The organism is Parvimonas pharyngis (assembly GCF_046569675.1).
Lineage (GTDB): Bacteria > Bacillota > Clostridia > Tissierellales > Peptoniphilaceae > Parvimonas.
On the sequence record NZ_JBKICJ010000003.1, the window covers coordinates 63,562 to 76,229 of the forward strand.

Below are 12,668 nucleotides of genomic sequence, written 5' to 3' on the forward strand. Positions count from 1 at the left end.
TTTATTCAATAAACGTATGAATAACTTCACGTATATCGATATATTCTTCTGTAATTATCAAATCATTGCTTCCGCCATATATATCATCAAGCTGAAAATGAATCTTTGTGTCTCTATTTTCGGAAGGTAAAATTAATGCAGAATATGTATTTGCAAATTTTTGTCTTTTTGAAACAGGATCCTTTATTCCTCTCAACATAAACATATATGCAATTTGCTTATAATTCATCCCTCTAATATATGAATAATACTTTGCATCAAAAATTAATTGTATCTTAGAATCTTCGCAGTAGTGATCTGGTGAAATATACTGAGCAGGTTTCGCGCCATTTGTATGAAACGATTTCTTTTCAAAATGTAATCCACTTGGTGATATTTTATCAAAAACAATTGCATGTGAAGCATCAACACCCTTATAGAGTTTACATAAATAATCAGTTACCATGTCTTCCCAAATAGAAGAAAATGAATAGTGCTTTAAATAATATGCTCCACCAATGTTTACCTCTGAAAAATAAATAAGCAAATTATCTATTAACTGCTGCTCAGTATCTTTGAATGTTTGTTGTCGTAGTTGTGACAGAACATTTAAAACGTATTCTCTTTCTTCTAAAAAATTTAGCTCAGGGAAGTCTTGCCCCGTTGATGATGCATTGATAAAAACGCCAAATTTCTGAATAGTATAATCTATGGCAAAAATCATGCATTCTGTAATAAAGTTTGAAAAATGGTAATTTTTACGATAGTAAAGTGGAAACATAACCACATCACCTTTCACTATAAATTTTTCACTTTTACTAATGGTTTCTTTCCAACTTAATCGCCCGCCAGTATTGGGTTTTATAAAAGTTTTATCCTTAAAATATAGTCCATAATTTACGAAGTAATCATAAATTCCGAAGAAAGCAGCGAACGGATAATTTGAACTAAATGTTTTGCCCGCAGCCTCACCTATATACAATTCAGGCCTTTTTTGTGAATGCTTTGAAATGCAATCAAATATTGCCCTAGCATCATTTTCAACTTTAGATACTTTGTAATGTTTTGGAAATACAACCAATAAATCATCATTATCATTTGTAACAAAACCCACAAAATCTAAAATTGTTTCTGTATCTCCTGTTTTTTCTCCGGTGATTGAATCATATAAGTCAACTTCTTTTATATCGCGATTTTCATCAAGATTGAAACCATGCGAACTAAATAGAGAAGAATTATATTTTTCTCCGTCATGTGCACATGTTTTAATCATGCCTGCCTCCTTAATAAGGATATGTAGTAAGACCAGGTACTAAAAATCCATTAATAAACTCAACGCTAAAAACTTTATCCACACCAAAGTTTTTATATAGATCATCGTAGCTATTGATGCTCTTATCAAAAAGACTTATTCCAGTTTTCATCATTGAAACACCTTGTACATCTTGCCATAAATAGATTAGCAATTTGTTTTTAAGCATTTTATTAATCTTCTCGTTCGCTGATGTAGCTACTGTTCCAACAGCAGAATGCGAATCAGTTACCAACGTTGAATTAAAATCGATAAAAAACTGTCCCACTTGTTTATCTTCTTTCTTTCCTAAACCATGCTCCTTGTCTGTAATGAACTTATTTAAAGCCATATAAAATGACTGCCATGTTGTATCCAAATCATTTGTTCTTACATTATCGACTGCAATTTTTACTTTCGGATTATTCAAATGAGAATCTCTTGCTCCAGTGGTCTTATCAATAACAGGATCAGTAGAAATATATTCCCAATCAAATCTTCTTTTAAAGGCTGTATCCATTGGAAATACATTCTGGTCATTCATATTTACAGTACATATGATATTAAAGTTAGATGGGAGCTTAACTTCATCTGTAGTTAATGTAGGAATTTTATCTGCAATATTTTTATTTCTAATTGGATATCTGCTTTCGAAATGGCTGTCACGGTCAAGCAACTGAAATACATCTCCAAATATAGCAGCTACATTTCCTCTAGAAAGTTCTTCAAGTATTAAGAATACTTCCTTGCTACTATCTGCATACGCCTCCATCAAAGCACTTGTAAAAGGGCCTTCCTTAAAAGTAAATGGCGTAGGTGCCCCTGGAGTAGTATCTGGTAACAATTGTCCAACAAAATCTGTATATAAGAATTCCGGGTGGATTGTTACCCTAAACTTCTTATCATCTCCAAAAGCCGAAAGTCTATCTTTTATTTCATAACTTTTACCTGTTCCAGGTGCCCCAAATAAAATAAGTTGTTCGTGCATGTCTTTTTCTCCTTTAAATAAAATATTTTTTTACATAATTCAATAAGGTTTGGCACCTTGCAAATTTATCACTTGAAGCTGAAAAACGTCCAGTGTAAGTTGTGACAAAGTTTTCATACTCACTATAATCGATTAAGTACCCTTGTTTATATGCAAAAATGGCCATAGGCAATGTTTCAATCCAATAGAATTTTTCTGCACTTCCATTAAAATCAACTGTAGTGGCAGTTTTGGAAATAAGCTTTGCAACCATTGGGTTTGCCTTCCAAGTAAATTCCTTATTTTTAAATTCAATTTTATAATTATCATCCTCGTAAGTATCCGTAACAACATTATAATTTCCAGCATAATTTGGCGAATAAGTCTGCAAAAAAGATTTCAAATCTTTAGGTATCGCTGACGGCACAATTGATCTATTATTAAATATCTCTACATATTCCATACCAGCAGAACATAAGCTGGATAAATGGCGAAGTATCATTGTTGCAGTTATTGTCTTATTCAATATATTAATAAAGCAGAATTTATGATTCGCTATACTATAGCTTGGTGACAATAAATAATCATCAGCATACTCAAGTAAAGTTGGAAAAACAGTCTGTGATATAAAGGCCGTTCTTGTGTTTTCCACAGCTCCAGATACAAATAAATACATCATGATTCGTCTACAAATACATTTTGTACCTGATGAATATACATAGCACCCATTTTGCAAATAAGTGTTTCTGTTGGCTGGGTTAATCTCAAACTCTTCTACCAAGACCCCATTTGAATTTCCTTTTTTATAAAAAGGAAATTGAGTTTTTATATCGATATAGTCGATCCTATTAACTTTCAATTTTGGATTATAAGAATTTACTGCTGCTATCATTCTGTTTTCAACATAGCTAATTTTGGTAACACCAGCAGGTGGTGTTACATCTACAGAATTGAACCCAGCAGGGAATTGTTTATTGTTCAAAATAATTATTCGTTCCACTATTCTCACCTCTATTCAAAAATATCGTAGTTTGTTACCAAAACTTCTTCACGCGGATATTTAATCCCTGTTTTTCCAATATCTATCATGTTGTATCCATGCTCCTGTATCCAGTCTAACAAAACATGATGTTCTTTTCCGTTATGCTTAACGACATTAGACAACATAAATTTGTAGCCACTTCTATCTATCTCGCGTATAAACGCCAACAGTTCAACCTCATTCTTTGCATTCCAACCTTCAAGCCCTCTTTTTCCATCATTATATTCGGCGTTTGTAATGAAATATGGTGGATCAAAATAAAAAATCGTATCAGATGGAAACTGAGAATGATCAATTGATTTATATGGACCGCACAAAAGTTCATATTCAGGAGCCTTAACTCTAAAATTATTTATTCTTTCTTTTATGCTTTCGCAATATTCATTGTTTCCTATTGGCGTATTCATTTTCTGACTTCCATTAAATCTGATCATGTTTTGAAATGCATATATTTGTAAAACAAACAGATTCAAGGGCGACTTATCATTTTCGTTGTAATGATTTCTTAGTCTCAAATATGCTTCTTTATCTTTCTTAACCAAGCTATATTCATTTACAACATTTTCGACAGATTGAATAAGCTTTTGTGAGTCGCTATTGATTAGCATATCGATAATTTCGTATACATATCTGTTGTACTCTACATAGTAAGTTTTATTCAAAGCGACAACATTAGCTCCAACATTAAAAGCTCCGCCCATACAGTCAACAAAAGTTCCTACATGCTTTGGTAGCTGCCTGATTATCATAGGCATCAAAGGGTCTTTGCTTCCTGAATAATTAAGAGGAGATTTGTTAATGCTTCTATCCTTCTTGAAATAAATAATTGCTTCTTTTAGATCATCGCCATTTCCTTTATAACTAGAGTTATTAGTCGAATACTCACGATAATCATTTGTTTCAACAAACACTTCACCATTTTCTGCAAACAGTCTTGCCATTTTAACAAGTTCATCTAATGCAATAAGTGACTGATTGCTGTAGCTTATTAACACATGTTTGAAATCTATTTGTCTAAATAAATCTTCAAACTCCGATACAACCTTTTGCTTATTTGAGTATCCTGATAGTTCTCTATTGCATCTTCTACCAGTTTTTCCAAAAATTTCTGGAGAATCATATTTTGTTATCGTTTCTAGCAAATGATATGAATTTGTATACTGCGTTATTGTATAGGGTGGATCGATATAAGCGATATCTCCACTTATATGCCTAACCAGAGAATTAGTGTTTTCTTTATAAACACTGTTATTTCCATGAAGCGGTTTCTCACATAATTCAAGTGGTATCAATTCAAAAGTTTTTAGTGACCTTTGCTCCCAGAATTTAAAAAAAGCTTGATAAGTACCTGAAGTATTTGAAACTTTTAGTACCGATTCCAATAGTGATGCTATTAAAAACGAATATTCAGCATCATTTATTACCGCTTGCTTATAGAGTTCTTCAATGTCAATACGCATCCCGTCAATTTTAGTCGCATTCTCTTCTGTAAAATACATCCTATCTCCTACGGGAGTATAATTGTTATAAATGAAAAATTCAGAAGAAGGCTTATACTGTTGCTTATTCAGCCACGTAAAAGGATCTTCTCCATATTTTTTTACAAACAAAGTAAAATCAGGTATTGCAGCATTTAATAGTTTTGCTCTTGCTATTTCGCTTGCGAATGACATATAATCATTTGCAATAATTGAATACTTATCTTTGAAATAATCTCCAACAGAAGATGTACCAGAAAATAAATCTGCAAAAACATCTCCATCAATCTCATATTTTTCAATAACACTTTCTATAAAACTTAATAATTTTGTTTTGTTACCAAGATAGCGCATTATTTATCACCATTACTTTCTGTCGTTTTTTCGTCTAGGATCTTCTGGCTTTTGTGCATACATAGGAATTAGCCATGTGTTGCCTAGCAATACAGCCCCATCAATACGCCCCTCTTTACAAAGCGTCGCTATTCGACGTCTTGATATATTCCATTTCTCTGCCATTTGAGTTGTTGTCACGAGTTCCATGTAGTCCCTCCATACTAACCATAACTATAACTATTTAACTATATTATATTCCCTTTAGGGAACATTTTCAAGTGTAAATATATTCTGGTAAGCAAACCACTCTCAGTTTACCTACGGGCCATTTTACTCTACCTCTATTCAGTTGCTATCTCAAACTCTGTTCCATCATAAAACTTTATCTGCAGCCTACCATCTTCGAATACTGTAATGTGGTCCATAAACTCCATCATAAGTGCTCCATCAAATTCTTTTACTTCCCCGGCACCTGCATGCTGCATAAGCAATCTAGTTTTATACCTCAGAAGCACATCCTCGCTAGCAATATTCTATTGCCACTCTCTTTGTAGTCTTCCAGGTGCTCAGCTATCTCAGTCCAGCTCATTACGAACAGCTTCGTAAAACTTTCCTCAGTAACATATCGATTGCTGCAAACCTTATGGCCATTTGCCATATTGCAGGAACCACAGCTCCGCTTCACTATCTTGGTGCCTTTCTTAGTTGTATACTTAACTCTGGAGTAGGTGTGTCCGCAATTTCCGCAAATAATCTTAGCGTACAAAGGATTAACTTCACTTCTCTGAGCATAGGCATTTATAAAATGCTCTTTGCTGTAATTGCTGCGCCTTTCAATCTCCTGTTAAACTGCTTCCCAAGTATCAATGTCTATAATCGGCTCGTGATCTTCTTCAATATGGTACATCTGAATGCTTCCATCGTTCATCACCCTTTTCTTTGAAAGGAAATCTGCAGTATAACTTTTCTGCAAAATGGCATCACCCATGTACTTTTCATTTCGAAGCATAGAGTCCAGTGTACTTGCCTGCCAGTTGTATTTTCCATCCCAGCTTTTTAGCTTCTCTGCTTTGAATATCCTGGCGATATAATCAACCGTCTTTCCTGATAAATACTCCTTATAAAGCTTAACCACTATCTTGGCCTGCTGCCTGTTTACAATCAGATGCCCTTCCTCATCCGCATCATACCCTAAAAAGCGCTTTGTGCTCATTTTGTGTTAGCCCTGTTCAAATCTTCTACGGATTCCCCAGGTACAGTTCTCTGAAATACTGCGGCTCTCATCCTGGACCAAACTTGAAAGAATGGTGAGAAGCACCTCCCCCTTTGCATCTAAAGTATTTATATTTTCCTTTTCAAAAATGATGCCGATTCCTAAATCCTTCAGTTCTCTTACATAGTTCAGACAATCCAACGTGTTTCTGTCAAATCTGGAAATCGACTTTGTAATGATAAAGTCTATCTTTCCTGCTCTGCAGTCTGCAATCATTCTATTGAAGCTCTGGTCTGTTTTCATTTGTACCACTACAATGGCGTAACAGCAAAGGAGAATTAGGCATTAGTTCCATTCTTATCACATGAAGTTTTAAAGAATTCCCATCAGGATGTAAGAGACAGTTTTCGCAAATGCAATGACGGAATCGTCGAGGACAACTTCGAAACCTGGAACATCCGAGGCAGAAAGATTCTGGTAGGATTCACAGCTATCCCTAAGGATCAGGTCAAATCCTACATGGAAGGATTATGGAAAGAAAAGGATGACTATGTTGAATCCACTCGTAAAAAGAAATGCTTAGTTCTTAATTCCAAGGGTGCATACATCCGCAGCCATAAGAGCAATAAATGTGAAGGGTGCGAACGTCCAGAAAAGGACCAGTACCTCTCTCGCTATATTTCATTAGACAAGTTTATGGATGATAACAGCGACGACGATACTAATCACAGCGGCTGGGAACCAACAGATAACACTTCAACTAAAAACTCAGTTCTCAGTCTTATGATGATCGACGTTCTCATCAACGAGGTGTCCCTAAAGTACCCAGAAGCTAAAGCAATCTTCTCTCTTCTGATGAACGACCCACAAATCAGTAATGCTCTGAAACAGATCGATTTGAAAAAGGGAAAGAGCCAGGCATATGAATACGTAAAGAAAATGCAGTCATACGCCAAAGAACTCTACAACAAGAATTATCGTTAATTTACAAGCAGCGGCTGGACACCAATTTTGCGGTCGCTGTTTTTCTTATTTCTACTATCGTTGTAGGGTGAACCCCAGGGTGCATTTTTTCTTGTTATCCATTCCCTAGCGTCAACTCTCATCTATAGATATGTTCCCACTCAATCTTATTTTCTCTCAAATAATAAGGCTTACTCTAAGCTAACGATACTTTTTAACGATAGCCTATGAATAAGCCTTTATTTTCTATACTTTATTTACTTACTGGGTGCAACTTTTGACATCAATACAATACTCTCCACATGCACTGTTCTTGGGAATTGATTAAAGATTTTTAATGTTTTTAGTTCGTAGCCATTTTCGATTAGAACTTGTACGTCTCTTTTTTGGGTTTTTGGATTGCAAGAGATGTAGACCATTGTTTTTGCACCACAGGAAATTATTTTTTCCAATGCTTTTTGGTTTATTCCTTCTCTTGGTGGATCTACGATTATTACATCTACCATTTCTTTTCTGTTTTCAATTTCCTCTAAGACGTCTCCGGCAATGAAGGTACAATTTCTTAGTCCGTTTTCTTTTGCTGACTTGTTCGCACTTTCAACTGCTTCTTCTACGATTTCAATTCCATAAACAGCTTTTGCTTTTCTTGCTACAATTTGCCCTATTGTTCCAGTTCCTGAATATAAGTCAAAGACTACTTTGTTTTCTATATCTCCACAAAGTTCAATTGCTTTTGAATATAGATTTATTGCTCCAAATACATTTGGTTGGAAGAATGAAAATGGTGTTACTTTAAATTCCAAGTCAAATAGTTTTTCTGTTATGTATTCTTCTCCAAAAATTATATTTATCTTTTCAGGAACTACTGCATCTGCAAGTGAATCATTTTCTGTATGCACGATTGATTTTATTTTACCTTCAAGATTCAATCCTAGAAGCATATCTACAAAACTTTTTTTATCAAATTCAACCTGAGTAGTTGTTACGATATTTACCATTATTTCGCCAGTTGTTAGTGCATAACGAATGATTAAATGTCTTAAAAGTCCTTCATGATTTCTCTTTTTTACAAATGGAAGATTTTTTTGTCTTACAAAGTTGATAATTCCGTTTCTTATTATTTCAAAATCTCTATGTACTAGGTTACATTCCTTTGTATCTACAACTTCGTAAAATCTATTCTTCTTATGCATTCCAAGCATTACTGGGCTATCTTTATACATATCAGCAAATGTATATTCCATTTTATTTCTATATGCAGTTTTTAATGGACTTTCAAAAATTTCAGGTTCTTCTGAATATACATCTTCAAAAAGTTCTTTTATCTGTCTTTGTTTTAGTTTAAGCTCATAATCGTAAGAAACACTTTGATAGCTACAACCACCACATTCCAAATAGTTTGGGCAAGTTGGATTTGTTTCAAGTGGACTTTTTTCTAAAATTTCTAAAAGTTTTGCTTCCATATGTTTTTCTCTTTTTCTTCCGACAATTACAGAAACTTTTTGTCCTTCAATTCCACCTTTAAAATTTACTTTTCTATCTTCAAAAGTAAATTCAGACATATTTGGAAAATTAACTTTTTCAATTATTCCCTCTATATATTTTTTCTTTCTTCTTCCCATATATTACCTTTCTATTAGCAGAAAAGAGCAAAATAACTTCTCTCTTAATTCTACATACAATATTTTATCTATATAAAAATGTTTTATTCTTTAAGAAATTGATTTATATTTAATCCCTTAATACACTAAATATTATATCATATTTTCAAAATAATATCTAAATTTATGTATTAAATTACACATATAGTTTTTATATTTAATACAAAAAAAATTATTAATAAAAAAGAGCAAATATTTAATATTTGCTCTATCTTATCTATTTATTTTTTCCACAACATTTTTTATATTTTTTACCACTTCAGCAAGGACATGGATCATTTCTTCCAATTTCTTTTCCTTTAACATAAGTAGTTTGTTCATCTTGAACATTTGTAGAAACTTCTACTCCTGCTCTTTCTCTTTCGAAGCCATTTATTTAAAGGACTAATATGTCATGATTTGACTTCGCCTTAAAGGTTAATTGTAATAAAATATAAAACTTTTAATAAGCCATGGTATTGTAGACATTTTCGTAAAATTTAGATTTTAAACTTCACGGATTCAGGTCATATTTAACGATTAAATTTATTTTCCATAGAATTGGCAAACTTTACCAAAGATAACATAACAGGAACCTCAACTAGAACACCTACTACAGTTGTTAACGTAGCTCCTGATGATAGCCCAAATAGAGATATAGCAACTGCAACGGATAGTTCAAAAAAGTTAGACGCACCAATCATACCTCATGGAGCTGCAATTGAATATGGTAGCTTTGCTAATTGCGTGATAGCAGGGTTAGGGCTTCAACATGTTTCGAGTTGTCTTGATAGCTATCAAAACTGCGTTCTCAACCCCTATGGTTAAGGGGAACATATCCACACTCGTAGTTGGAAACATATCCAACATTGGCTCTCGTTTGTGGGAAGATATCAACGGTTTTGTCTGTTCGTGAGAACATATCAACTCAAATCATTTCATGGTTAATCCCTTATCAATGGCTTCCTGAATAATCTTATGACAACATACCCCCAAAGGATTGTTTTCCTTACAAAGCGAATTTTTCATTGCTCCAGTTATGGCATTTACTTCTTTAACGGTTTTCGCACCATGCTTTACAACTGCTTCAATTACCTGATCTTCTGTGACTTTGCTGCAATAACAAGCATACTTAGGATCTGCATCTTTCTTAAACCAGATAGGAACCCTAACTTGGTCTTTTAAGAATTTTATTTCTTTATCTAAGTTATAGTAAATAACGTCGCAGTCCTCATTCATGCATATCTTATATTTATCTCCATCGACGGCATTACGATAATCATCTGTCACCAAGTGTTCAACGGTTATCCTACTAACTGTTACTCCTTCATTATTACAGACAGGGCAACTCTCCTTTGTTCTATTTAAATTTTGTGTGATACATTCACAGCAACATTCATCAATAACTTTCAATTACATAACCTCCATGTCTTTAAAACCATTTAATTCAAGGTAAATCCCAACCAATTTTCATTTATAGTTTTTAAATTAAAAAATACACCTTGATTGTATCGTCAATTATCGGTATCATTCAAGGGGTGAATAGGAAAAATAGTTTATAGATTCTTTACATTCAAAGCTCTAAAAGCATTTAATACTGCGATGATAGTTACACCTACATCTGCAAATATAGCTGCCCACATAGTAGTTATTCCAAAAGCACTCAAAATAAGAACAATTATTTTTACTCCAATTGCAAATACTATGTTTTGATGTGCAATTTTTAGTGTCTTTTTAGAAATCTTCATTGTAGTAGCAATTTTCGATGGCTCATCAGTCATAATTACAACATCAGCAGCTTCAATGGCCGCATCAGAACCTAAACCACCCATTGCTATTCCAATGTCTGCACGAGCTAATACAGGTGCATCATTGATTCCGTCACCAACAAAGGCAAGTTTACCTTTTTTAGATTTTTGCGAAAATAATTCTTCTAGTTTTTCAACTTTGTCTGCTGGCAACAGTTCTGCATAAACCTTATCAAGACCAAGCTCTTTAGCAACTTTTGAACCAATACTTTTATTATCACCTGTCAACATAACTGTTTGTTTAATATTAGCTGCCTTAAGTTCCTTGATTGCTTGTGCTGAATCTTCCTTTACCTCATCGGCAATTACAATGTAACCTATATATTTGTTATTAACAGCAACATGTACAATAGTACCGATCAGCTCTCCCTTGAAATAAGGGATATCCATCATTTTCATAAGTTTGATATTTCCTGCCATAACCTTTTTGCCATCTACTGTTGCAATAACACCATGACCTGATATCTCTTCTACATCTGAAATACGTCCATTGTCTATTTCTTTGCTATATGCACGTTTCAGTGAAAGTGAAATCGGATGATTGGAATAGCTTTCCGCATGTGCAGTTAATTCTAGTAGCTCTTCTTTGGAAACTCCTTCTGGATGAATTTCCTGTACATTAAATACACCTTTTGTTAGTGTTCCAGTTTTATCAAAAACAACAATTTCAGTTTCTGCTAATGCCTCTAAATAATTACTACCCTTGACTAAAACACCTTTTTTTGAGGCTCCACCTATTCCACCGAAGAAACTCAAAGGAATTGAAATAACTAAAGCACACGGACAGGATACTACAAGGAATGCTAGTGCTCTATATATCCAATGACTAAAAGTCGCCCCGTCTATAACAAGAGGTGGTATAATAGCTAGAAAAACTGCAATTATAACCACAACTGGTGTATAATATCTCGCAAACTTCGTAATAAATTGTTCTGAATTGGATTTTTTACTACTTGCATTTTCAACTAAATCAAGAATTTTACTTACAGTAGATTCTCCAAATTCCTTGGTAACCTCTGCTATAATAACCCCATTAATGTTGATGCACCCACTTAGGATATCACTTCCAACTTTTACTTCACGAGGAACAGATTCGCCTGTTAGTGCCGATGTATCAATCATTGAACTTCCCTCAATTACCTTGCCATCAAGAGGAATTTTTTCTCCTGCTTTAATTACAATAATATCTCCAATTTGTACTTCATCTGGGTCAACTTTGACAAGTTCATCACCTTTTTTAACATTTGCATAATCTGGTCGAATATCCATAAGGCTTGCAATTGACTTTCTCGACTTGCCAACTGCATAGCTTTGAAACAGTTCTCCAACTTGATAAAACAGCATAACTGCAACACCTTCAGGATACTCACCAATAAAAAATGCACCAATTGTTGCAATACTCATTAAAAAACTTTCATCGAAAACTTGACCTTTAAAAAAATTTTTTACAGCTCTTTTTACAACATCTCCACCTACAATAATGTAACTTATTATAAAGAGAGCAATCTGTAACCATTCGTTATTTAAACTAAGCAATATTGCTGTAGCTAACACGGCTGCACCAATAATTATTCGCCATAGTCGTTTTGTCATACTAAATAGCCTCCTTTAAGCCTTTTTCATAGTTGTATCGGGTTCGATTTTTTTAACTATTTTTTCGGCCTCTGCTATTATTGTTGGCATTTTTTCATCCTCACCATCAATAACGAGTTTTGTGGTCATAAAGTTAACAGTAGCTTCTTTCACTCCATCAAGCTCATTAATAGCCTTTTCCATTTTTGCCGCGCAATTTGCACAATCTAAACCTTTAAGTATAAATTTCTTTTTCATTATTAAATCCTCCTAAATGTTATTTGTAATTTTATTTTGAATACTACAAGTCTTTTTCAAATTTTCTTGAAGCATTGCTCATTTGAAATGAAGACTTAAATATATGCCCAAATATCTTCAA

The 12,668-nt window shown here is 33.7% G+C and carries 13 protein-coding genes; 1 reads left to right on the forward strand and 12 read right to left on the reverse strand.

All coding sequences use genetic code 11. From position 1 onward, the window contains the following. Nucleotide 1: 1 nt before the first annotated feature. The 7 genes from ACLGL0_RS04330 to ACLGL0_RS04365 form a co-directional block, all read right to left on the reverse strand. Nucleotides 2-1,252, reverse strand: a complete 1,251-nt coding sequence (locus ACLGL0_RS04330) for an LlaJI family restriction endonuclease (RefSeq protein WP_411013774.1) — start codon at nucleotides 1,250-1,252, stop codon at nucleotides 2-4. A 10-nt stretch (nucleotides 1,253-1,262) separates the two neighbouring features. Continuing rightward, nucleotides 1,263-2,258 (reverse strand): AAA family ATPase, encoded by a 996-nt coding sequence (locus ACLGL0_RS04335; RefSeq protein WP_411013775.1) that lies wholly within the window; start codon nucleotides 2,256-2,258, stop codon nucleotides 1,263-1,265. A 13-nt stretch (nucleotides 2,259-2,271) separates the two neighbouring features. Further along, nucleotides 2,272-3,237 (reverse strand): hypothetical protein, encoded by a 966-nt coding sequence (locus ACLGL0_RS04340; protein WP_411013776.1) that lies wholly within the window; start codon nucleotides 3,235-3,237, stop codon nucleotides 2,272-2,274. A gap of 11 nt (nucleotides 3,238-3,248) precedes the next feature. After that, complete coding sequence (locus ACLGL0_RS04345) at nucleotides 3,249-5,111, reverse strand: DNA adenine methylase (protein ID WP_411013777.1); 1,863 nt, start codon at nucleotides 5,109-5,111, stop codon at nucleotides 3,249-3,251. A 323-nt stretch (nucleotides 5,112-5,434) separates the two neighbouring features. Then, a complete protein-coding gene (locus ACLGL0_RS04350; RefSeq protein ID WP_411013778.1) occupies nucleotides 5,435-5,584 on the reverse strand; it encodes a hypothetical protein in 150 nt (49 codons plus the stop codon). A 353-nt stretch (nucleotides 5,585-5,937) separates the two neighbouring features. Beyond that, entirely contained in the window at nucleotides 5,938-6,306 is a 369-nt protein-coding gene (locus tag ACLGL0_RS04360; RefSeq protein ID WP_411013780.1) for a recombinase family protein, read from the reverse strand. Nucleotides 6,307-6,312: 6 nt separating this feature from the next. Further along, on the reverse strand, nucleotides 6,313-6,609 hold the full coding sequence (locus ACLGL0_RS04365) for a recombinase family protein (protein ID WP_411013781.1): 297 nt from the start codon (nucleotides 6,607-6,609) through the stop codon (nucleotides 6,313-6,315). Between the two features lie 216 nt (nucleotides 6,610-6,825). On the opposite strand from ACLGL0_RS04365, the gene ACLGL0_RS04370 reads away from it, so the two are divergent. Beyond that, nucleotides 6,826-7,290, forward strand: a complete 465-nt coding sequence (locus tag ACLGL0_RS04370; protein WP_411013782.1) for a hypothetical protein — start codon at nucleotides 6,826-6,828, stop codon at nucleotides 7,288-7,290. Between the two features lie 236 nt (nucleotides 7,291-7,526). On the opposite strand, the gene rlmD is transcribed toward ACLGL0_RS04370, so the two are convergent. The 5 genes from rlmD to ACLGL0_RS04395 all read right to left on the reverse strand — a co-directional run bounded on the left by rlmD (nucleotide 7,527) and on the right by ACLGL0_RS04395 (nucleotide 12,547). After that, a complete protein-coding gene (gene rlmD, locus ACLGL0_RS04375; RefSeq protein ID WP_411013783.1) occupies nucleotides 7,527-8,891 on the reverse strand; it encodes a 23S rRNA (uracil(1939)-C(5))-methyltransferase RlmD in 1,365 nt (454 codons plus the stop codon). 551 nt (nucleotides 8,892-9,442) lie between these two features. Beyond that, nucleotides 9,443-9,613, reverse strand: coding sequence for a hypothetical protein (locus ACLGL0_RS04380; RefSeq protein WP_427189435.1), 171 nt, complete (start codon nucleotides 9,611-9,613; stop codon nucleotides 9,443-9,445). Between the two features lie 229 nt (nucleotides 9,614-9,842). Then, nucleotides 9,843-10,322, reverse strand: a complete 480-nt coding sequence (locus ACLGL0_RS04385; RefSeq protein WP_233056425.1) for a Csac_0668 family 2Fe-2S cluster-binding (seleno)protein — start codon at nucleotides 10,320-10,322, stop codon at nucleotides 9,843-9,845. Between the two features lie 143 nt (nucleotides 10,323-10,465). Next, nucleotides 10,466-12,310: a heavy metal translocating P-type ATPase gene (locus ACLGL0_RS04390; RefSeq protein ID WP_411013784.1), complete on the reverse strand. Its 1,845-nt coding sequence runs from the start codon at nucleotides 12,308-12,310 to the stop codon at nucleotides 10,466-10,468. A 15-nt stretch (nucleotides 12,311-12,325) separates the two neighbouring features. Then, nucleotides 12,326-12,547 (reverse strand): cation transporter, encoded by a 222-nt coding sequence (locus ACLGL0_RS04395; protein ID WP_068912786.1) that lies wholly within the window; start codon nucleotides 12,545-12,547, stop codon nucleotides 12,326-12,328. Nucleotides 12,548-12,668: the final 121 nt, after the last annotated feature.